Source organism: Pseudogemmobacter sp. TB195, assembly GCF_058313095.1.
Genome location: NZ_JBZEGG010000002.1, coordinates 176,089 through 198,002 on the forward strand (window position 1 = coordinate 176,089; position 21,914 = coordinate 198,002).

Sequence of the window (21,914 nt, forward strand, 5' to 3'; positions counted from 1 at the left end):
GCCAGACCGGACAAAACGCAGTTTAATGCTACAGGAGTGACGATGTCCTTCCCCGACAGTGCCGACAACCTTCCGGCACATCCCGGCACTGAATGGCTGGCTGCGATGGAAAGCGTCGCCGACGAGGATGGCTATCTTGACCCGCTTGGCCCGAACCACTGGGCGTTTTTTGCCGAAACCGGCACGACATTGCTGGTCACCTTTGAACGTGCCGAACAGATCGAGGCCAATGACGGCAATATGCCCGCGTCATGGGACCTGGCAAAGCGCAATGGCTGGTCGCTGCTGTGTCTGATCGCGCGCGGCGAGACCTTCTGGCGCGCGCCCGAGGTCTGGGGCTATTTCGACCGCCTCGTCGATGACGCCTTTTTTGACGATTTCGACCAGGTGCTGTTTTACGGCTCGGGCCCGGCAGGCTATGCCGCCGCCTCTTATGTCGTAGCGGCCCCCGGGGCCCGGGCGCTTTTGCTGGCGCCGCGCGCCACGCTCGCGCCCACCATCGCCGGCTGGGACCGCCGTCACCTGGCGCAGCGGCGGCTCGATTTCTCCAGCCGCTACGGCTACGCCCCCGACATGACCGAGGGCGCCGACCATGTCTGGCTGATCCATGACCCGCTTTCCCCCGGCGATAACGCCCATGCGGCGCTGTTCCGGCGCAATTGGACAACTATGCTGCACACCCGCTGGGGCGGCGAGCAGCCCGAGCGCAGCATGCCCGCCGGCGTCCTTGATCAGGTGATCCAGGCGGCGATGGCCGGCACCCTGACCCCTGCCGGTTTCGCCGCCCTGTGGCGCGCGCGCCGCCGGTCGCCGGCCTGGGTGCGCTCCCTCCTGACCGCCATTTCGGCCAAGGGCAATCGCCAGCGTCAGATCCGCGTATTGCGTCAGGTGCTGTCCGAACAGCAGATCCCGCGATTCGAGCGGCGCCTCGCCGCGCTCCTCGCACAGGACGACCCAGAGGGCACGGGCGAAGACTGAGCCACAGACCTCAGAACTGGCACCTCAGATCGGGCTGCCGCACGCCCAGGACCGCTTGCAAAGCCGGTCAGTGCTCGCCATATTCGATCAGCCCTTCGAGGTCTTCGGTCCTCGCCTCGGTCAGCCGCGCCTTGCAGCCATAGACGAGCAGCGGCTCTGCACTGCCGCCGCGCATCGCGTAGCCCTCGGCGGAACAGGCGGCATCGCGATAGGTGATCCAGGCGCGCTGCGCCGCGCGCAGCTCCGCCGGACCGCCCTTCAGCGCCTCGGGCAGATCCGCGTCCCAGGTCTGCAACAGCTTCATTGCCTCTTTATACCGCTGGTTCAGCAGCACATCCGCCGCCTGCCATTCCGCAGCGGCGCATTCGTTCAGATCGGCCTGCACCATGGCATTCGCGCAATCGGCATCCTGTGCCGCCGCCTGCCCGGCCTGCCCCGCCAGAGCCATCAGAACAATCAGTGCAAATCGTGTCATCGTGAAGCTCCATCCACCAGTTTCGCCCGCGCCGCCAGCGCATGGCCATCAACCCCGTCGAGGCAGCGCGCATTGACCGCCACAATCTCGCTGCCATCCGGCATAGCGCCGAGGGAATAGCTCTGCACCCCGCAGGTCTTACAAAAGTAATGCCGGATGACATGATCATGGAAAAGATATTCCGTGCTGGCACCGGCGCCCTTTTCCAGCGTGAATCCGGCCGCCGGCGCGAACACCAGCACCGCCCCGATCCGGCGGCACCGCGAGCAATTGCAGATCAGCGGCGCCTCCAGCGAGACGTCAACACTGTAGCGCACAGCTCCACACTGACATCCGCCCCTATGGCTGGCCATCGGATTCTCTCCTTTATGATCCATCCCGATCCTGGCGGAAGTCTCTGGCAAAGACACGCGGTTTCGGCTAGCTGCGGGGGTATGGAAAACAGCTTTGAGATCCGCCGCCCCGACGACTGGCATCTGCATCTGCGCGATGGCGCGATGCTGGAAGGCGTATTGCCCGAATCTGCGCGCGATTTTGCCCGCGCAATCATCATGCCCAACCTGGTGCCGCCGGTTGTGACCGCGAAAGACGCACGCGCTTACCGCGACCGCATCCTGAGCGCCCTGCCCGAAGGCATGGCGTTCGAGCCGCTGATGACCCTTTACCTGACCGAGGAAACCGACCCCGCCGATGTGGCGCAGGCGGCGGCTTCGGGGCTGATCAAGGCGGTCAAGCTCTACCCTGCGGGTGCCACGACCAATTCTCATTCCGGCGTGCGGAATTTCGATAAGGTCATGCCAGTGCTTGAGAAAATGGCCGGGATCGGCCTGCCGCTCTGCACCCATGGCGAAGTGACAACCGCCGAAGTCGATATTTTCGACCGCGAGGCGGTGTTCATCGACACGGTGCTCGATCCGCTGCGCAAACGGCTGCCGGAGCTGCGGGTGGTGATGGAGCATATCACCACCGAAGAAGGTGTCGCCTATGCGGCAGAGGGCGGAGAGACGCTGGCGGCGACGATCACCACGCATCACCTGATCATCAATCGCAACCATATCCTCGTCGGCGGCATCAAACCGCATTACTATTGCCTGCCGGTCGCCAAGCGCGAGAAACACCGGCTCGCGCTGCGCCGCGCCGCCACATCCGGCAGCCCGCGCTATTTCCTTGGCACCGACTCGGCACCCCATATCGACGCTCTGAAAGAACATGCCTGCGGCTGCGCCGGTTGCTTCACCGCGACGAATACGATGCCGCTCCTGGCGCATGTCTTCGAAGAAGAAAACGCGCTCGACCGGCTCGAGGCCTTCACCTCGCTGAATGGCCCCGCCTTTTACCGGCTGCCGGTCAATGAGGCGAAACTGCGCCTCGTCAAAGGCGCAGCGCCCACCGCTTTCCCGGAAAAAATCGAGACCGGCGCTGGCCCGGTCACCGTCTTCAACCCCGGCTTTCCCGTCCTTTGGTCGGTCGAAAGCTGATTTCCTCCTGACTTAAATACTCCCGCCGGAGGCGCCTTTCGCCAGCCGGGGAAGCCTCCGGCGGGTGTATTTTCTCAAGAGGAAGCTGCAAAGGAGCACTGAATGATCCCCGCTGCCTTCCCCTCGAAAGAAGAGATCGCCCGTCTGACCGCCCGCGCCTTCCTTGAGATTGGCGCGGTGCATTTCAACGCGCGCGAACCTTTCACGCTGGCCTCTGGTCTGCCGTCGCCGACCTATATCGATTGCCGCAAGCTGATCTCTTATCCGCGCATCCGCTCGATGCTGATGGATTTCATGGCGGTGACCGTGATGCGCGAGGCCGGGTTCGAGGCCTTCGACAATATCGCAGGCGGCGAGACGGCGGGTATCCCCTTCGCGGCACTGGTGGCCGAGCGGCTCGCCTTGCCGATGACCTATGTGCGCAAGAAGCCGAAAGGCTATGGTCGCAATGCCCGGATTGAGGGCACCATGACCGAGGGGCAGCGCGTGCTGCTGGTCGAGGATCTGACCACCGATGGCGGCTCGAAACTCAGTTTTGTCGATGCGATCCGTGAGACAGGTGCCACCTGTAACCATACGACCGTGATCTTCTATTACGGCATTTTCAAAGAGACCGAGGCGCGGCTGGCCGAACATGGCGTCAGCCTGTCCTGGCTCTGCACCTGGTGGGATATGCTGGCCGAGGCGAAAGCTCAGGGCTCCTTCGACCAGGAAACGCTGGAGGGTGTCGAAGACTTCCTCAACGACCCGCGTGGCTGGCAGGCGGCCCGCGCGAAGTAGAGCGGGAAACCGCCGGGCTGGCCGGGGGCGTGGATTATCTTTCAGTCTTCCGCCCCCTCGGCCCCGCCGAGGCCCGAATACGAATCGCGAAACCCGTCTTTCCTCCAGACAGGATACGCAAGATATGGTATGCTCAGGCTCAGATACCCCCAGGCCACTCTGCCAGAGCCGGCTTATCCTGTCACTTTTCCACAGACCTGTGCAGCGGTTGCTCTGACGCGCCCTGACAGGCTAAAGCTGATCTCTTAATGGGGCGCAGGTGATCATGAACGAAGTCGCGAAAATCCGCAGCGATCTGCCGGCGCCGGCCGTGACCGAGGCGCTGCCGCAGAATATCGAGGCCGAGCAGCAGCTGCTCGGCGCGATCCTCGTCAATAATGACATCTATGACCGCATCGCCAGTGTGGTGAAGACCGAGCATTTCTACGACCCGGTGCATCGCCGGATCTTTGACATCGCCGCCTCGCGGATCCAGAGGAATGCCCTCGCCTCGCCGGTGACCCTGAAGGCGTTTCTCGAAGAGGATGAGGGACTGAAAGAGCTTGGTGGCGCCGCCTATCTGGTGCGTCTGGCGGGGGCTGCGATCTCGGCCTTTGCGGCCCGCGACTATGCGCAGATGATCTATGATCTCGCGGTGCGGCGTGAGCTGATCCAGCTGGGTAAAGACATCGCCGACCGTGCCGGCAAGGTCGATATCGACTCCGAGCCGCGCGCCCAGATCACCGAGGCCGAACAGCGGCTTTACAAACTGGGCGAACAGGGCGTGGCCGAGCGCGGCTTTCAGAGCTTCCTCAAGGCCGCAACCGATGCGGTCAATGTGGCGAATGCCGCCTATCAGCGTGGCGGCGGTCTGGCAGGGATTTCGACCGGGCTGGTCGATCTCGACAAGAAGATGGGCGGGCTGCATGAGAGCGACCTGATCATCCTCGCCGGGCGCCCCTCGATGGGAAAAACCTCGCTTGCGACCAATATCGCCTTCAACGTGGCCAAGGCCTATAAACGTGGCCGCAAGCCCGATGGGCATGAGGGGGCGGTCGAGGGCGGTGTGGTCGGCTTCTTCTCGCTCGAGATGTCGGCCGAGCAGTTGGCGGCGCGGATCCTCTCCGAGGCCTCCGAGGTGCCGTCGGAACAGATCCGGCGCGGCGATATGACCGAGCCCGAGTTCCGCCGCTTTGTCGATGCCGCGAAATCGCTGGAAAGCTGCCCGCTCTACATCGACGACACGCCGGCTTTGCCGATCAGCCAGGTCGCAGCGCGGGCGCGGCGGCTGAAGCGGACGCATGGGCTGGATGTGCTGATGATCGACTACCTGCAGCTTCTGAAGGGCTCGTCAAAAAGCTCAGAGGCGAACCGGGTGCAGGAGGTCTCCGAAATCACCCAAGGCCTGAAAGCCATCGCCAAAGAACTGAACGTGCCGGTGATCGCGCTGTCACAGCTGTCGCGCCAGGTGGAGAGCCGGGAAGACAAGCGGCCGCAGCTCTCTGATCTGCGCGAATCCGGCTCGATCGAGCAGGACGCGGATGTGGTGATGTTCGTCTATCGTGAGGAATATTACAAAGAACGCGAAAAGCCCGGCGATCATGAGCTGGAGAAAATGGCGGCCTGGCAGCAGATCATGGAACAATGCCATGGCAAGGCAGAAGTCATCCTCGGCAAGCAGCGCCACGGGCCGATCGGTTCGGTGGAGCTGTCCTTTGAGGGCCGTTTCACCCGCTTTGGCAACCTCGCCCGACCCTGGGATGGCGGCGCCGGCCCGGATGGGGGCTTTTGATGGCTGAGGGCGCAGAGGGGGCTCTGCCCCCTCACCCCCGGGATATTTAAGGACAGATGAAAGACAATGCCGATTTCATCTGTCCTTAAATATCCCCGCCGGAGGCTCCCTGCCTGACCAGAGGCGCCGCGATTTCCCCCTTGACCCCAGATTTCCAGATGCCAGGAAGTTATCCTCATGGCCACATCGTCCCTCACCGTTGATCTCGACGCCATCGCCGCCAACTGGCGCGCGCTGGACCGTCTTTCCGCGCCCGAAGTGCAAACCGCTGCGGTGGTCAAAGCCGATGCTTACGGTCTGGGCGCCGGCAAGGTGGCGCGGGCTTTGGCCTGGGCCGGGGCGCGGCGCTTTTTTGTCGCAGCCGCCGAAGAAGGCGCGGCGGTGCGTCAGGCGCTTGGGCCCGGGCCGCAGATCAATATCCTCTCGGGCCATATGGCCGGCGACACTGAGATGCTCAATGATCTTGAGCTGACACCGATGCTCAACAGCCTTGAGCAGATCACCCGCCATCTGGAGGCGCTGCCGGGCCATCCGTTCGGGGTCCAGCTCGACAGCGGGATGAACCGGCTCGGCGTTGAGCCGGTGGAATGGCAGGCGGTGGCGCCGATCATCATCGAGGCCGGCCCGGCGATGCTGATGAGCCATCTCGCCTGTGCCGACGAGCCGGACCATCCCATGAACCAGGCGCAGCTGGAAGCCTTCCATGAGATGACCGATGGCACCAGCCTGCCGCGCAGCTTTGCCGCCACGGGAGGCATCCTGCTGGGGCCGAAATATCATTTCGATCTGACCCGCGCCGGGATCGGGCTTTATGGCGGGCGGCCGTTCGAAATGGCCGAGCGCGTTGTCACCCTGTCTTTGCCGGTGATCCAGACCCGCGATGTGATGCCCGGCGAAGTGGTTGGCTATGCCGCGTCATGGGAGCCGGAAGTGCCCTCGGTCATCGCCACGGTGGCTGCCGGCTATGCCGACGGGCTGCCGCGCACCCTTTCGAACAATGCGGTCTTATGGGATGGCGACACGCCCTGCCCGCTTATCGGCCGGGTTTCGATGGATCTGATCACCGTCGATGTCACCCATCTGAAAGAGATCCCGAAAAGCCTCGATATTCTCGGGCCGCATCAGTCGGTGGATGATCTGGCCGATGCGGCCGGCACCATCGGCTATGAGATCCTCACCGGGCTCGGCAAGCGCTACAGCCGCCGTTATCTCGAGACGCGCGGGTGACGGGGATGCTGAACGGACGGCCAGCGGCGTTTCTGGCGGCACTCGGGCGGCCGGTGCTGGAGCTGCTTGCAGCGATCGGGCGGGTGGCGCTATTCGCGATGGTGGCGGTGAGCCATATCTTCCGGCCGCCGTTTTACTGGCGCGAATTCGGCCAGGCGGTGATGCAGATCGGCTGGTTCTCTCTGCCGGTTGTGGGCATGACCGCGATTTTCACCGGCGGCGCGTTGGCGCTTCAGATCTATGCCGGCGGCAACCGTTTCGGGGCCGAGGCCGTGGTGCCGCAGATCGTCGCCATTGGCATGGCGCGCGAGCTTGGCCCGGTCTTGGGCGGGCTGATGGTAGCGGCACGGGTGGCCTCTTCCATTGCCGCCGAGATCGGGACGATGAAAGTCACCGAACAGATCGATGCGCTGACCACGCTTTCGACCGATCCGATGAAATATCTGACGGTGCCGCGCCTGCTGGCGGCGGTGCTGACGTTGCCGGTGCTGGTCGCGGTCGGCGATTCCATCGGGATCATGGGCGGCTGGCTTGTGGGGGTGACGCGGCTTGATTTCAACTCGGCCACCTATATCAGGAACACCGTCGATTTCCTGCAGGTCTGGGACATCGGCTCGGGCCTTGTGAAGGGCGCGGTCTTTGGCTTCATCGTGGCGCTGATGGGCTGCTGGCATGGGATGAATTCCGGGCGTGGCGCCCAGGGCGTGGGGGCGGCGACCAAATCTGCCGTTGTCTCGGCCTCGGTGCTGATCCTCGCCGCCAATTACCTGCTTACAGAGGCCTTCTTCTCGGCATGATAGAGCTCAGCGGCGTATATAAGGCCTTTGGCAGCAATCAGGTGCTGAACGGCGTCGATCTGAGCATCGCGCGCGGCGAGAGCATGGTGATCATCGGGGGCTCGGGAACCGGCAAATCGGTGATGCTGAAATCGGTGCTGGGGCTGGTGACGCCGGATCGCGGCACGATCACGCTCGACGGCCAGGATGTGGCGCGTCACGAGCGTGACGCCTTTCTGGCCCGGTTCGGGATGCTGTTCCAGGGCGCGGCTTTGTTCGATTCGATGCCGGTCTGGGAGAATGTCGCCTTCCGCCTGCTGCGCGGGCGCCTGAAACGCCCCAAACACGAGGCGCGGGAAATCGCGGTCGAGAAACTGCGCCGCGTGGGCCTCGGCCCCCAGGTCGCCGACCTCTTCCCGGCCGAGCTCTCGGGAGGCATGCAAAAGCGCGTCGGCCTCGCCCGCGCCATCGCCGCCAACCCGGAGATCATCTTCTTCGATGAGCCGACCACTGGCCTCGACCCGATCATGTCAGGCGTCATCAATGAGCTGATCCGCGAGATCGTGACCGAAATGGGCGCGACCGCAATGACGATCACCCATGACATGACAAGCGTGCGCGCCATTGCCGACAGGGTGGCGATGCTGCATGGAGGCATCGTGCGCTGGACAGGGTCTGTCACCGAAATGGATGACACTTCAGACCCTTACGTGCAACAGTTCATCCATGGTCGCGCCGAAGGCCCGATCCCTTCCGTACGCTGAGGCCGTGATGGAAAGTGATTTTCTCAACCGGCTCCTGACGCCGTCGCCAGTGATGCAATGGCTCTTGCTGCTTTTCCCGGCGGTGGTTCTGGTGGCCGGGCTGACGGGGATACGGCGACGCCATAACGGCGCGTTCCGCCTGACGGGGCTTGCGCTGATCACGCTGGTCTGGCTGGCGCTGCCACTGCATTTCGTTGATCCGTCGGGCCATGCCATATCGGTGCTGGTCTCGACCCTGCTTTGGGTCTCGGTGCTGGCCGCCTGGGGTGCCCATGTCTGGAACCGCTGGCCCAGCCCGGTCTGGGCACATGGCTGGGTGGTGTCGCATCTGGTGACCATCGTGATCGCCTGTCTGGTGGCGCTGGTGCGCGCGCTGTTGCACTGACCCAGGCACAACCACACCGCGCAGAACGTTGACAGGATCGAAACAGTCCCGGCTTTCCACAGGATTCGGTTTCTCACTCGCCCGTAAATTCAGGTTTTTTCTTGCAAATTTAAGACGTTCAGCCTTTGCCTGAAAAGGCCGTAACGGGGGTTGGGCATGTTTTCAGATGATCGCGCAGCTTTGCGCAGGGTTTTAGCCGCCGGCCAGGTCTGTGCCCATGCCGTGATTTTCGGGGCCAGCCTGATCCTTATGGGCACCAGTCTTTTCGCAGCCCTTGGCTGGAGCTCCTGGCCGGAAATAGCACTATCGCTGGGCGGGGTGCCGGTCGCGAATGCAGGCATGTGGCTGCAGATCGGACTGACCGCATTGCTGGCGATGCTGGTCTTCTGGTTGCCCGCAAACAGCCGCATGGCACGGCTCGAGGCCGGGCATCGCAGCTTTGCGATGGGCGTCTCGGATGTCGCCCGCGCCTATCAGATGTCGCATGAGGCTGACCGTACCGGGCTCTTCGGCCTGTCCGCGGAATTCGACTCGATCCGCGCGCGGATGGAAGAGCTGCGCCGCCACCCCGATTTCGCCGGGCTGGAGCCGGAGCTGCTGCAACTCGCGGCACAGATGAGCCATGAAACCCGCGCTCTGGCCCAGACCTATTCCGATGCGAAAGTGGCGCGGGCAAAAGGTTTCCTGGAACAGCGCCAGCAAGAGATCGACGCGCTGAACGAGCGGCTGCGGCTCGCGCGCGGCATCTGCGACGAAATGCGCCGCTGGCTTGCCGCCATCGAGGCCGAGGAACAGCACGCCCGGATCCAGCTCAAACGGCTTGAGGCCGATCTGCGCGAGATCCTGCCCGGGCTCGGCTATGCCGTCGATATCGAAGACCGCAACGAGCCCGAAGGCAATGTCGTTCCCCTGCCAAAACCCGGCCCCCTCCGGCCAGATCCCCGCAGCCAGACGCCCCTGGCTGATTGAGGAAGCCTCCGGCGGGGATATTTAAGAGACAGATGAAATCAGGGCCGCGCAGTTCCTTTCATCTGTCTCTTAAATATCCCGGGGGAGGACCGGCGGAGCCGGGCCGGGGGCAGCGCCCCCTCTTCCGCGCTCCCCTTGACCTCGCGCTGAGCGGATGCAAGCTGCCGCCATGCGTTGGCTCAATCTCTCGCTTCTGGTTCTCTTCCCCATCGCCTGGTTCGCACCGCTGATGCGCGCGGCCCTGCTGCCGCTGTTCGGCATGGATGAGATATCCGTCATCACCGGGCTGCAAACGCTCTGGGGCACGGATCCCGCCCTTGCCTTGCTGGTGACCTTTCTCGCGGTGTTTGCGCCCTATCTCAAAACCATCGGCCTTGCGCTTTTACAGTTTGGCCTGCTTTCCCGCGCCGTGTTGCCGGTGCTGCAGTTCCTTGGCAAGCTGGCCATGGCAGATGTTTTCCTGATCGCGCTCTATATCCTTGTCGCCAAAGGCGCCGGCTGGGTCACGATAGAAACCGCCTGGGGCCTCTGGCTTTTCACCCTTTGCGTGCTTACCTCGATCCTGATCGCCTGGAATGCCGGGCGCATTCCCGGCAAGGAGCGACCTTCAAATGACTGATAATATTCCACTTTCTCTTCTTGATCTCGTCCGGGTGCGCGAGGGGTTTGATGCAGCCAATGCGCTGTCCGAGGCCCAGAGTATTGCGACGGTTGCCGACCGCCTGGGCTATAACCGCTACTGGGTGGCCGAGCATCACAATATGGAAAGCATCGCCTCGGCCGCGACCGCAGTGGTGCTGGCCCATGCCGGGCAGCACACAAAGCGGATCCGGATCGGATCGGGCGGCATCATGTTGCCCAATCACTCGCCCTATATCATCGCCGAGCAATTCGGCACGCTGGCCTCGCTTTTTCCCGGCCGCGTCGATCTGGGCCTTGGCCGCGCGCCGGGAACCGATCAGGCGACCTTGCGCGCCATCCGCACCCCGGTCGGAGCCGCAGAGCGCTTCCCACAAGAGGTGATGGAGCTGATGCACTGGTTCGCGCCCGCGGATGAGCCGGGCTATATCCGCGCCTGGCCCGCCGCCGGAACCGAGGTGGATTTCTGGATCCTTGGCTCGTCGGAATTCGGTGCCATGCTGGCGGCAGAACTGGGCCTGCCCTATGGCTTCGCTTCGCATTTCGCGCCTGATTACCTTGATGAGGCGCTGCATATCTACCGCTCGCGTTTCAAACCCTCGGCGCAACGCAAAACGCCCTGTGCCATGGTCGGCGTCAATGTGATCTGCGCCGAGACCTCCGCCGAAGCCCGCCGCCTCTTCACCACCGCTCAGATGAGCTTTACCGGCATCTTCCGCGGCGCACGCGGCCTGTCCCAGCCGCCGATCGACGATATTTCAACCTATTGGAACATCCGCGAGGAAAGCCAGGTCTCCCGCATGCTTGGCTGTGCTGTCGTCGGCACTCCGGATGAGGTCAAAGCCGGGCTGAAGGCCTTGCAACTGCGGACACAGGCCGATGAATTCATCATCGTCTCCGATATCTGGGACCCTGCGGCCCGCCGGCGCTCGCTGGAACTGACCGCTCAGGCCTGGGGGCTGTCTGCGGCCTGACCGGTCAGCCGGTCTCCTCTGGCCCCCCGGCGGAAGCCTCCGGCGGGGATATTTAAAAGACAGAAAATGAGCCTCCCTTCTGCTCTCATTTTCTGTCCCTCAAATATCCCGGGGGTGAGGCCCTGAAAGGGCCGAGGGGGCTGGCCCCCTCTTGCCCCCGCCTGCCCCGCCATGCGAGGTCAGAGCATGAGCAAATCCGCCCCCTCTTTCACCTGCACCGCCTGCGGCGCGAGTTCGCGCAAATGGGCCGGACGCTGCGATGCCTGTGGCGCCTGGAATTCGATCATCGAAGAGGCACCGCTCTCCTCAGGCCCTAAACCGCTGGGCCCCAGGGGCAAGCAGGTCGCGCTGACGGATCTTGCGACGGAAGAAGCACCGCCGCCCCGCGCCACCTCGGGCATATCCGAGCTGGATCTCGTGCTGGGGGGGGGCCTCGTGCCGGCCTCGGCCATTCTGGTCGGCGGCGATCCGGGGATCGGGAAATCGACCCTTCTGTTGCAGGCCGCCGCCAGTTTCGCGAAGACCGGGCTGAAATGCATTTATATCTCCGGCGAGGAGGCGGCAGCCCAGGTCCGGATGCGGGCACAGCGCCTTGGTCTCACCGATGCGCCGGTCATGCTCGGCACCGAGACCAGCCTGAGGGATATCCTCACCACGCTGGATGCCGAGCGCCCGGGCCTTGCCATCATCGATTCGATCCAGACCATGTGGCTCGACACGGTCGCGGCGGCGCCAGGCTCGGTCTCTCAGGTCCGTGCCGCCGCGCATGAGCTGGTGAACTTCGCCAAACGGTGCGGCGTCGCCATCATCATCGTGGGCCATGTCACCAAAGAGGGCCAGATTGCCGGCCCGCGTGTGGTCGAGCATATGGTCGATACCGTGCTGTATTTCGAAGGCGAGCGCGGCCATCAGTTCCGTATCTTACGCGCCGTCAAGAACCGCTTTGGCGCCTCGGACGAGATCGGCGTTTTCGAGATGACCGGCCGGGGGCTTTCCGAGGTCACCAACCCTTCGGCGCTGTTTCTCGCGAACCGCGATGCACCTGCCCCCGGTTCCGCCGTCTTCGCCGGGATCGAGGGCACAAGGCCGGTCCTGACCGAAATACAGGCCCTTGTCGCGCCCTCGCCTCTGGGCACGCCGCGCCGCACGGTGGTCGGACTTGATTCGGGCAGGCTCTCGACCATCCTCGCCGTGCTGGAGGCGCGCGTCGGTATTCCTTTCACCGGGCTTGATGTTTTCCTCAATGTCGCAGGCGGCATGCGCGTGACCGAGCCCGCCGCCGATCTGGCCGTTGCCGCCGCGCTTTTGTCGGCGCGCGAAGATGTGGCGATCCCGCGTGACATGGTGCTTTTCGGGGAAATCTCGCTCTCGGGCGCGCTGCGCCCGGTGTCCCAGACCGAAAACAGGTTGAAAGAAGCGGCGAAACTTGGTTTCACACAGGCGGCACTGCCCAAGGGATCGAAACCCGGCGCGCAGGGTGGGTTGAAACTGCGCGAAATGGCCGATCTCACGGCTTTTACGGGCGAGATGTTCGGGGCGGGCTGAGGCGCGTCCGGCAGGAGAGAGCGGAATGGACAATTTCACCTGGGTCGATGGCGGCGCGGCCCTGATCATCCTGCTCTCGGCGGTTCTCGCCTATTCGCGCGGCCTTGTCCGCGAAGGCATGGCGATTGTCGGCTGGATCGGCGCGGCCATCGTGGCCTTCATCTTCGCGCCCTCGGCCATGCCCATCGTGCGCGAGATCCCGATGGTCGGCCAGTTCCTCGCCGACAGCTGCGAGCTTTCGGTCGTCGCCTCCTTCGCAGCGGTCTTTGCCATCGGGCTGATCGTCGCGGCTTTGTTCACGCCCCTGTTCTCGTCGATTGTGCAGCGCTCGGCGCTTGGCGGCATCGACCAGGCGCTTGGTTTCGTCTTTGGTGTGGCACGCGGCGTGCTGCTCATCGCAGTCGCCTTCATCGTCTATGACCGCGCCCTGGCGAATCATTCGATCACCGCGATCGACAATTCCCGCACCGCCAAGGTCTTCGCAAATTTCCAGGCCTCGATCGACAATGCGATCCCCACCGATGCACCTGGCTGGATCGTGGCACGCTATAATGACCTGACCAATGTATGTTCGGCCGAAACCGCCCAGCCGGTGAGCCCGCCGCCCGCAAATGGTGAAACCGCGCCCGCACAAGACCCGGCAGCGGCGCCCATTCCGGCCCCGGTTCCGGCGCCGGCGCCCTGATCCGCGCCGGCTGTGCATTTGCGCAGCGCCCGACCTGCAACATATGCATGACAACGGGGGGTGACTCTGGCACTCTCAGCGACTACATCAGCCGCGAAGAAGCAGCCGGATCGGAGGCCAGATGCGCCGTTTTCCCGCCCACCCGTTTGAACCCCTGAATGACGGGGACAAGCTGAAGGAAGAATGCGGGATTTTCGGGGTCATTGGCCTCGCCGATGCCGCGAATTTCGTGGCGCTCGGGCTGCATGCCCTGCAGCACCGCGGCCAGGAGGCCGGTGGCATCGTCACCTATGAGGCCGAAACCGGTTTCCATTCCGAACGCCGTTTCGGCTATGTGCGCGACAAATTCACCTCTTCCGCCGTGATGAACCTGCTGCCCGGCGATCTGGGCATCGGCCATGTGCGCTATTCCACCGCCGGATCGAAAGGCACTGCCCAGATCCGCGATGTGCAGCCCTTCTTCGGCGAATTCGCCATTGGTGGCTGCGCCATTGCCCATAACGGCAACCTGACCAATGCGGCGCGGCTGAGAAAAGACCTGATCGCGCGCGGCGCCATCTTCCAGTCTTCCTCTGATTCAGAATGCATCATCCATCTGATGGCGCGCTCCCTGCAGAAAACCCAGGCCGAACGTCTGAAAGACGCGCTGCGTCTGGTCGAAGGCGCGTTTTCCGTCATCGCCATGACCCGTACGAAACTGATGGGGGTGCGCGACGCACTCGGCGTACGCCCGCTGGTCCTTGGCCGCCTGGGCGAGGGCTATGTGCTGGCCTCGGAAACCTGCGCGCTCGATATCATCGGCGCCGAATTCATCCGCGAGATCGAACCGGGCGAGATGGTCGTGATCGAGAACGGTCATATCGAAAGCTCGCGCCCCTTCCCGCATGCCAAAGGCCGCTCCTGCATCTTTGAACAGGTCTATTTCTCGCGCCCCGACAGCATCGTCGGCGGCCGGTCAGTCTATGAGACCCGCCGCCAGATCGGCGTAGAACTCGCGCTGGAGAGCCCGGTCGATGCCGATCTCGTCTGCCCGGTCCCGGACAGCGGCACCCCCGCCGCCATCGGCTTTGCCGCGCAATCGGGCATCCCCTTCGGCCTCGGCATCACCCGCAACCAGTATATGGGCCGCACGTTCATCGAGCCGACTGAGCAGATCCGCAATATGGGTGTGCGCCTCAAGCTCAATGTGAACCGCGCCCTTATCCGCGGCAAACGCGTGATCCTTGTCGACGATTCGGTCGTGCGCGGCACCACGTCCCGCAAGATCAAAGACATGATCATTGATGCAGGCGCGGCCGAAGTTCACTTCCGCATCGCGTCCCCCCCCACCGCCTGGCCCTGTTTCTACGGCGTAGACACGCCCGAGCGCTCGAAGCTCCTCGCCGCCACCATGACCGAAGACGAGATGCGCGACTGGATCGGCGTCGACAGTCTGAAATTCATCTCGCTGGACGGGCTCTACCGCGCGGCAGGCGAGGCCAAAGGCCGCAACAACCGCAGCCCGCAATATTGCGATGCCTGCTTCTCGGGCGAATATCCTGTCATCCCCGCCGACAAGCTGGATGAAGGTTTCGAGATGAAAACCGCCGCCGAATAACGCAGGCAGGACAGAGGCGCGGCCCCCGGCCGCATCCTCGCTGCCCTTTTTCATCTGTCCAGAAATATCCTCTGGGGGTCCGGGGGGCGAAGCGCCCCCGGCTTTCCAGCACCAGCTATCGGAGCCAGCTCATGTCCAGAACAGCCCTTGTGACAGGTGCTTCCCGCGGTCTTGGTGCCGGCCTCGCCGAACAGCTGGCGCTGCGCGGCTGGCATGTCGTCGCGGTCGCGCGCACCACCGGCGGGCTGGAAGATCTCGATGACCGGGTCAAAGCCCAGGGCCTGCCCGGTGCGGGCAGCCTGACGCTCGCGCCGATGGATGTCACCAATGAAGACGCCATGCGCCACCTGACCGACTCGATCGCCGCCCGCTGGGGCAGCCTCGGCTTCTGGGCCCATACCGCGATCCATGCGACCGCCCTTGCTCCGGCCTCCTCGGTCGATATGAAAGACCTCGATAAATCCATCGCCACCAATCTGCGCGCGACCTCGCAGCTGATCACCCTGGTCGAGCCGCTGTTGCGCGCGGGCAAAGGCACCGCCCTGATCCCTGATGACCCCTTCCCCGGCACGGCCAATTCCGCCGCTTACGGCGCCACCAAAGCCGCACAGCTGGCGCTCGCCCGTGCCTGGGCGGCCGAGACACAGCGCATCGGCCCGAAAGTCGTGATCGCCGCCCCTGCCCCGATGCCGACCGCTTTGCGCGCCCGCTTCCATCCCGGCGAAGACCGCGCGCCCCTTGCCGACCCGAAGGCCGAGGCCGCGCGCCTCCTCGATCTCGCGCTCAGCTGACCGACGCCATAGCCCGTGCGATCTTCTGGATCCCTTCGGGGATCCGCGCCGGCTGGATCGAAGAATAAGCCAGCCGGTAGTAATTCCGCGCCACACGTTCCGGGTCGAAAAAGCTCTGCCCCGGCTCGATCAGCACGCCCTCCTTGCGCAGATCCTGCGCCACCCGGGCGGTATCTACTCCCGCGCCCGCGCGCATCCAGAACGAAGATCCGCCATAGCCGCCCTGGCCCGCAATGGTCAGCCCCTCGGCCTGGATCGCCTCTTCCATCCCCTGGCGGCGGCGCCGGAACGCAGACCGCATCCGGTTGATCAGCGCATCATAATGGCCCTCGGCCAGAAAATAGGCGACGGTGCGCTGAATGTGACCGGGCGGATGTTTCAGCGCCATCGACCGCAAAGCCCGCGCCTCCGCGATAAACCCCGGCGGTGCCACCAGATAGCCCAGCCGCATCCCCGGAAAGATCGACTTGGAAAACGAGCCCGCATAGATCACCCGCCCCGCCTTGTCCAAAGACTTGAGCGCCGGTGAAACCGGCTTCAGAAAGCTCATCTCGAATTCGTAATCATCTTCGATGATGATGAAATCCTCGCGGCTTGCAGCCTCCAGCAGCTTAAGCCGCCGCTCCAGCGCCATGGTCGCATTGGTCGGCGCCTGATGGGACGGCGTGACATAGACCACATCACCGCGCCGCACCTGACCACCGGGCGCAAATCCCGCCAAAGGCAGCCCGCCCTCATCAACATCAAGCGAGACCACCTCGGCGCCCGAGACCTCCAGCACCCGTCGGATCCCCTGATAACACGGGTTCTCGATCACCGCGCGATGACCGCGCGCGGGCTCGCCCAGCAAGATCTCGGTCGCGATCCAGAGCGCATTCTGCGCCCCCATTGTCAGCAGCACCTCATCCGGCCCCGCTGCGATGCCACGCCGCGGCAGGATCACCCGCAAAACCTGTTCGATCAGCGCCGGATCGTCGCGCTCATAGAAATCCGAGGTGAGGGTCGAAAAATCCCGCCGCCCCAGAGCCCGTAACGCGCAGGCCCGCCAGTTCTGATGGTCAAACAGCGTGGGATCGGTCTGGCCATAGATAAAGGGCCAGGGATAGCGCTCCCAGTCATCCGGGCGCTCGACACCCTGCATCGCGCGGGTAAAGCGCCCGCCCGAAAACGCATGATAATCAACCTCTTGGGCAGGGCGGGCGGGGCTTGGAAAATCCGGCGCGCGGGGGGCATTGTCCGAAACATAATAGCCCGATCGCCCGCGCGACGTGAGATAATCGGAGGATACCAGGTCGCCATAGGCCAGCGTGACGGTGATGCGCGAGATCCCCAGATGTGCCGCAAGCCCGCGCGAAGAAGGCATCTTCTGCCCCGGCCGGAAGCGCCCCGAAAGGATCCCCTCGGTCACCATGGCCCGGATCCGGCTTTGCAGCGTCCCCGCCGCGCCGGACGCCAGAAAGAATGCCTCGACTGGAATCGCCATCTGCCGCCCCTCCGACTGGACCGAAACCCACGACAAGACTGGCCATATACGACACCGGTTGCAATGAAAAGCGGCTTGCCCAGGGCCAGGGGTGCGAGCGCGCGCGGCCCCCGTCCGCCCGTCCGGCGGCCTCTCCCGGGATGTTCAAGAACAGATGAAAGGTGCAGCTGATTTGATCGTGGATAATTTCTGCCGGCGAAGACGGCAGCGGATCATCTGTAAGCTATTGAAATCACGTCTTCCAGTTCGGCGCATTCAGCCTTTGCGTCATGGCTGCCTGCGTCAGGTGACGCAAGGCAGGCATCGCCAGCGGCCATCGCTTCGGCATCTGCCGATCTGGCCTGGAGCGGACGGCTCTCTGCATTCCTCACCCAGACGGAAGCCCCGATCTGCAGAACCGTACCTCCGATCCATCATAGCGCATCGGCCAGAGCAACCGCCCGCCGGCGTGGATGCGGGTTGGAGGGAAGAACGACCTGCTGACGGACGGCATGGCACATAACCGCCGGCGACCATCGGCCCATCTGACCTCATGGTTGCTGAACAGATCGTTGCGTGGGCCCTCTGACCAAACCAATAGTCACCAAGGGCCGAACAACGTCGAGAGACTGTGTTCTCCGACACAGGTCACGGCGAGGCCGATCTCGGAAATGACATGGCAAGCCTCGTCCACCAGCACGCAGGTTCTCCGGCTGCTGCAATGATGCCCGCCACGATGCCCTGCCACGTTTTCAGCGAGGCCCGCGCGCGCCCCGATCCACATCAGTCCCCGCGAAGCCCGCTCCAGCCTGACAACTCGGCCCGCTGGTGGCGCCACAAATGCAGGCACCGGCAGGTTCAGACCAGGGGCGCAGCTTTGCCGGACCAACGGGGCCGCGCTGCGATATCTCACAGGCCGAAATGCGGTCTAGATGTCATCAGTATGAAAGTGGCGTGACGTATGCTGCGGCCAGCCGCGTGGCTTATCGCCGGGGATCAGGCCGGGGATCAGGCCGGACTGATGCTGCATGTGCATGACCCTGACATTCTGTCTCACCCAGCCGGAGAGCTCGTTTTGCCTCTGCACCCGGCGGGATGCGGAACTGCGTCTGATCACGCTGAGACCCCATGCCTGCCTCTGGCGCTGCACTCAGGCCGGTCAGACGCGGGCGCCGGTCCTTCGGAGAGGGACTGTGACGGGGCAAACCATTGCCAGTCCAAGGCTTGGGAAAACAAGTTCAGGCCTCTGCGAGCCGCGCTGACACCCGGACCCGAGATCTCTGGCCGGTCACAAACGGCGCCCGCGTGGCGACAGAGCCTTCTGCGGCTCCAGACCAATCGGGGCCGCGGGCTTTTTTGCGGCACTCTTCCAGGCTGGGGTGACCGGCCTGCTCAGGGCCAGTCATGCGCGGGCGCGCGCCTGAGCATCGGAGCCCCCGGCCCCGAGCCCCAATCCGCAGCCGTACGACCCTGCCATCCTGGTCTGGATGGCAGGGTCGCCTGATCAACAGCTTATATCAGTCGCTGCCGCCCCAGCGTGCGGGATAGCCGGGCAGATCCTGGCAGCCGCAGAGGCTGTAATGCAGCGGCGGGAGCTTCTCGTCGATATAGCCATCGCGGGTTTCGGCGGTGATCGCGGGCTGCGGCAGCACCCATTCCGGGCCAGGAACCGGCTTGCCATCAAGAATCTCAAGCGCGGCGATGATCGGGGTCCGCCACTGATACGTCGGATAGGACGGCGCGATCGCGGTCAGATTCTCATCGCGCCATTTGCGCAGGAAATCCTGCTGATCCTCGCCCGAGATCACCGGATAGGGCAGACCGGCATCCTCGAAAGCCTCAAGTGCAGCGGTTGCGGTATCGCCCGCATCCATCCAGATCGCATCGATCTGAATGCCACGGTTCAGATAATCCTCGACCACGGATTTCGTCTTTGCCCGGTCGGAGCCGGTGAATTCAGACCCCACGACATTGAGGCCGGCCTCATCAAAGATGTTCTTTGCCGCCGAATAGCGGGTCTCGAGCACATCGACGCCTGGCACGATGCGGAGCGCCAGAACATTGGCGCCCTTTTCCAGATTGGCCGCGATGAACTCGCCCGAAGAAATCCCGAAACCGTAGCCGCCGACCGGGTGGATATAGGTCACCGGCGCGGTGGTATTGACGCCCCGGTCAAAGACCACGACCGGCAGCTTCGTTGCCGCCGCTTCGACCGCCGGGGTCAGGGCCGCGGTCGTATTCGGCGAGACGATCAGCACATCGCATTTGCCGCCCGCCACCAGCGCCTCGATATCGGCGATCTGCTTTTCATCCTTACCCTCGGCATCGACGACGATCAGTTCTTTGATCCTGTCGCCCTGCGCCTCGGCTTCGGCCTGGAAGTTATGCATCCCCACCACGCGCCAGGGGTTGAAGATCCCGGCATTCGAGAAACAGATCGTGGCCGGGCCGTCCTTTTTCCATTTGGCGGTATCGACCATGCTGTCGCCCAGATGCTGGGCCCAGGGCTGGCCTTCGGGGCCTTGCGGGGTCATCGAGAGCTGCGCGCGCTGTCTGGCGAATTCTGCCGGATCGTTGAACTCCTGGGCGCCTGCGGCACTGACCAGGGCAAACAGCGCCACGGTGGTGGCAAACATTGCTTTCTTCTGCATTATATCTCTCCTCCTCATTGGTCCGAAATAAGAACTCAGCTGCGGCGACGGGTTCGCCATGCGGTCAGGCCGACCGCCAGGATCAGGATCAGCCCCTGGATGCTGTCGCGCAGCGCCTGCGGCAGCCCCATCAGGTTCAAAAGCGTGAACAGCGCGAACAGCGACAGCGCCCCCCAGATCGCGCACCAGATCGTGCCGCGTCCGCCCAGGAGCATCGCGCCACCGATCACGCAGGCCGCAATCGACTGCAGCTCCAGCCCGGTACCGGCATTGACCGAGACGCCCGAAAAACCACCCAGCAGGATGCCCGCCGTCACCGCCGCGAGCGACGAGATGACAAAGGCGGTGATCCGGGTGCGGGCGACGGGGATGCCCGCCAGTTCGGCCGCGCGCGGATTGTCGCCCACCGCCAGCGCGCGCTTGCCATAGCCCATGCCATGCAGCCCCCACCACAAAAGCGCGCAGACCACGACCAGCACCAGCGCCGCCATCGGCAGTGTGCCGATCAGCGGCACATCACGCCATTGGAACCGCCCCGGATCACGGAAATTTTCGGGCAGATCACCGCGGGCAGCCCCTCCGGACCAGGCAAGCGCCAGCCCGTTCAGCCAGAGCATCGTGCCAAGTGTCGCGATGATCGAAGGCACTTTCAGATATGCGACAACCAGCCCGTTAAAGAGCCCGATCGCCGCGCCCATCAGGTATAAAAGTGCGATCACACCCCAGGTCGCTCCCGGATCTCCGTTGATCAAAAGCGCCGCCGCCGTGACGGTAAAGGTGACCACCGCCCCCACCGAGAGGTCAAACCCGCCGGTCAGGATCACGTAAATCTGCCCCGAGGCGAGGATCACCAGCGGCGCCGCCCGGCGCAGGAAATTCATGAAAAGCCCGGGTTCCAGATAATTCGGCTGGATCAGCACAATCACCGCATAGAGCCCGAAGAACAGGACAAGGCCTGCATTCACGGCAATCCGTGCCGCCTCTACGCGGGGGGTGTTCAGGGTCTCGCTCATGCAACATGCCCCCTGCCGCGTATCGCATGGACCGCGACCGCCACGATGATGATAAAGCCGCGCAGCACCTGTTTCAGGAAGGCGTCGATCCCCAGCATGTTGAAGCTCGCGTCGAGGCTGGCGAAGAGAAACACGCCGGCAAGGGTTCCCGCGATACCGCCTTTGCCTCCGGCCAGCAAAGTGCCCCCGATCACCGTCACCGCGATGGATTCAAGATCATAAATGCCGTCGCGGCCCAGCCAGGGCGTGCCCGCCTGCACCCGTGCCGCCAGGTAAAGCCCGGCCAGACCCGCGAAAAGGCTGCAGATCACATGGGCGGTCAGGATGACCCAGCCGGTTCGGATACCTGCAAGCCGCGCGCCTTCGGGGTTGCCGCCCACGGCAAAGATCCGCGCGCCAAGGACCGTGCGGTTCAGCACGAAGGCCATCGCCAGCCCAAGACCGAACAGCGCCAGCACCGACCAGGGAATGCCGAAAAGGCTGCCATAGGCCAGCTGCTGAAACGCCGGCGCGACAGAGCCGCCGAGGAGACCGTAGCCGGCCGAGAGCACGCCTTGCAGGATCAGCCCGGTGCCAAGCGTCGCGATCAGCGGATTGATGCCCCCGAACGCCACCAGCGCGCCATTGACCAGCCCGACCGCCAGCGCAAACCCCAGGCACAGCAGAACCGCAGGCACGATCATTGCCGGATCGCCGCCCATCATCCAGGACGCCAGCACCGCCGTGCCGGAAATCACCGCCGCGACCGACAGGTCGATCGAAGCCACCAGGACCACGAAGGTCTGGCCGATCGCCACCAGCCCGAGCGCCACCATGCGCTGCAAAAGCCCGGTGACCCCCTGAAGGGAAAACTGCGCCATCTCGCCGGTCGCGACAGCCGTTACGACGAAAATCACCAGCGAGATCAGCAAAAGCACCGCAGCCACCGAAAATTGTGGCCTGATCTTCCCCATC

The 21,914-nt window shown here is 63.9% G+C and carries 21 protein-coding genes; 15 read left to right on the forward strand and 6 right to left on the reverse strand.

Annotated features, from left to right (window positions below):
* Positions 1-42: 42 nt before the first annotated feature.
* On the forward strand, positions 43-978 hold the full coding sequence (locus tag AC4FS3_RS03875) for a hypothetical protein (RefSeq protein ID WP_491019465.1): 936 nt from the start codon (positions 43-45) through the stop codon (positions 976-978).
* 67 nt (positions 979-1,045) lie between these two features.
* On the opposite strand, the gene AC4FS3_RS03880 is transcribed toward AC4FS3_RS03875, so the two are convergent.
* Positions 1,046-1,453: a lysozyme inhibitor LprI family protein gene (locus tag AC4FS3_RS03880; RefSeq protein ID WP_491019466.1), complete on the reverse strand. Its 408-nt coding sequence runs from the start codon at positions 1,451-1,453 to the stop codon at positions 1,046-1,048.
* Complete coding sequence (locus AC4FS3_RS03885) at positions 1,450-1,806, reverse strand: GFA family protein (RefSeq protein ID WP_491019467.1); 357 nt, start codon at positions 1,804-1,806, stop codon at positions 1,450-1,452. The genes AC4FS3_RS03880 and AC4FS3_RS03885 overlap by 4 nt, the downstream gene beginning before the upstream one ends.
* 81 nt (positions 1,807-1,887) lie before the next feature.
* Here AC4FS3_RS03885 and pyrC point away from each other — a divergent pair, with 81 nt between their 5' ends.
* The 14 genes from pyrC (at position 1,888) to AC4FS3_RS03955 (ending at position 15,834) form a co-directional block, all read left to right on the forward strand.
* Positions 1,888-2,931: a dihydroorotase gene (pyrC, locus tag AC4FS3_RS03890; protein ID WP_491019468.1), complete on the forward strand. Its 1,044-nt coding sequence runs from the start codon at positions 1,888-1,890 to the stop codon at positions 2,929-2,931.
* Between the two features lie 102 nt (positions 2,932-3,033).
* On the forward strand, positions 3,034-3,711 hold the full coding sequence (locus tag AC4FS3_RS03895; RefSeq protein WP_092898310.1) for an orotate phosphoribosyltransferase: 678 nt from the start codon (positions 3,034-3,036) through the stop codon (positions 3,709-3,711).
* Positions 3,712-3,976: 265 nt separating this feature from the next.
* Positions 3,977-5,482, forward strand: a complete 1,506-nt coding sequence (locus tag AC4FS3_RS03900) for a replicative DNA helicase (protein ID WP_198835610.1) — start codon at positions 3,977-3,979, stop codon at positions 5,480-5,482.
* Between the two features lie 177 nt (positions 5,483-5,659).
* Positions 5,660-6,709: an alanine racemase gene (gene alr / locus AC4FS3_RS03905; RefSeq protein ID WP_491019469.1), complete on the forward strand. Its 1,050-nt coding sequence runs from the start codon at positions 5,660-5,662 to the stop codon at positions 6,707-6,709.
* 5 nt (positions 6,710-6,714) lie between these two features.
* The gene (locus tag AC4FS3_RS03910; protein ID WP_092898314.1) at positions 6,715-7,506 is read left to right on the forward strand and encodes an MlaE family ABC transporter permease; all 792 of its coding nucleotides are present in this window, start codon (positions 6,715-6,717) and stop codon (positions 7,504-7,506) included.
* Positions 7,503-8,249 carry an ABC transporter ATP-binding protein gene (locus AC4FS3_RS03915; protein ID WP_491019470.1) on the forward strand — a complete coding sequence of 249 codons (747 nt, stop codon included), beginning with the start codon at positions 7,503-7,505 and terminating at the stop codon, positions 8,247-8,249. The genes AC4FS3_RS03910 and AC4FS3_RS03915 overlap by 4 nt, the downstream gene beginning before the upstream one ends.
* A 7-nt stretch (positions 8,250-8,256) precedes the next feature.
* Positions 8,257-8,634, forward strand: a complete 378-nt coding sequence (locus tag AC4FS3_RS03920) for a hypothetical protein (RefSeq protein WP_491019471.1) — start codon at positions 8,257-8,259, stop codon at positions 8,632-8,634.
* Between the two features lie 156 nt (positions 8,635-8,790).
* Positions 8,791-9,603 carry a DNA repair protein gene (locus AC4FS3_RS03925; RefSeq protein WP_491019472.1) on the forward strand — a complete coding sequence of 271 codons (813 nt, stop codon included), beginning with the start codon at positions 8,791-8,793 and terminating at the stop codon, positions 9,601-9,603.
* 169 nt (positions 9,604-9,772) lie between these two features.
* The gene (locus AC4FS3_RS03930) at positions 9,773-10,222 is read left to right on the forward strand and encodes a paraquat-inducible protein A (protein ID WP_283178311.1); all 450 of its coding nucleotides are present in this window, start codon (positions 9,773-9,775) and stop codon (positions 10,220-10,222) included.
* Positions 10,215-11,216 (forward strand): LLM class flavin-dependent oxidoreductase, encoded by a 1,002-nt coding sequence (locus AC4FS3_RS03935; RefSeq protein ID WP_491019473.1) that lies wholly within the window; start codon positions 10,215-10,217, stop codon positions 11,214-11,216. The genes AC4FS3_RS03930 and AC4FS3_RS03935 overlap by 8 nt, the downstream gene beginning before the upstream one ends.
* A gap of 186 nt (positions 11,217-11,402) precedes the next feature.
* Positions 11,403-12,761, forward strand: coding sequence for a DNA repair protein RadA (gene radA / locus AC4FS3_RS03940; RefSeq protein WP_198835511.1), 1,359 nt, complete (start codon positions 11,403-11,405; stop codon positions 12,759-12,761).
* Positions 12,762-12,786: 25 nt separating this feature from the next.
* Complete coding sequence (locus AC4FS3_RS03945) at positions 12,787-13,446, forward strand: CvpA family protein (RefSeq protein WP_283178313.1); 660 nt, start codon at positions 12,787-12,789, stop codon at positions 13,444-13,446.
* Between the two features lie 121 nt (positions 13,447-13,567).
* Positions 13,568-15,043, forward strand: a complete 1,476-nt coding sequence (gene purF / locus AC4FS3_RS03950) for an amidophosphoribosyltransferase (RefSeq protein ID WP_491019474.1) — start codon at positions 13,568-13,570, stop codon at positions 15,041-15,043.
* Positions 15,044-15,174: 131 nt separating this feature from the next.
* Entirely contained in the window at positions 15,175-15,834 is a 660-nt protein-coding gene (locus tag AC4FS3_RS03955) for an SDR family NAD(P)-dependent oxidoreductase (RefSeq protein WP_491019475.1), read from the forward strand.
* Here the strand turns inward: AC4FS3_RS03955 and pdxR are convergent.
* The 4 genes from pdxR to AC4FS3_RS03975 form a co-directional block, all read right to left on the reverse strand.
* Entirely contained in the window at positions 15,827-17,317 is a 1,491-nt protein-coding gene (gene pdxR / locus AC4FS3_RS03960; protein ID WP_491019476.1) for a MocR-like pyridoxine biosynthesis transcription factor PdxR, read from the reverse strand. The genes AC4FS3_RS03955 and pdxR overlap by 8 nt on opposite strands.
* 1,496 nt (positions 17,318-18,813) lie before the next feature.
* A complete protein-coding gene (locus AC4FS3_RS03965; protein WP_491019477.1) occupies positions 18,814-19,947 on the reverse strand; it encodes a substrate-binding domain-containing protein in 1,134 nt (377 codons plus the stop codon).
* Between the two features lie 35 nt (positions 19,948-19,982).
* The gene (locus AC4FS3_RS03970; RefSeq protein WP_491019478.1) at positions 19,983-20,960 is read right to left on the reverse strand and encodes an ABC transporter permease; all 978 of its coding nucleotides are present in this window, start codon (positions 20,958-20,960) and stop codon (positions 19,983-19,985) included.
* Positions 20,957-21,913 (reverse strand): ABC transporter permease, encoded by a 957-nt coding sequence (locus tag AC4FS3_RS03975; RefSeq protein WP_491019479.1) that lies wholly within the window; start codon positions 21,911-21,913, stop codon positions 20,957-20,959. Before AC4FS3_RS03975 ends, AC4FS3_RS03970 begins: the two co-directional genes overlap by 4 nt.
* Position 21,914 lies beyond the last annotated feature (1 nt).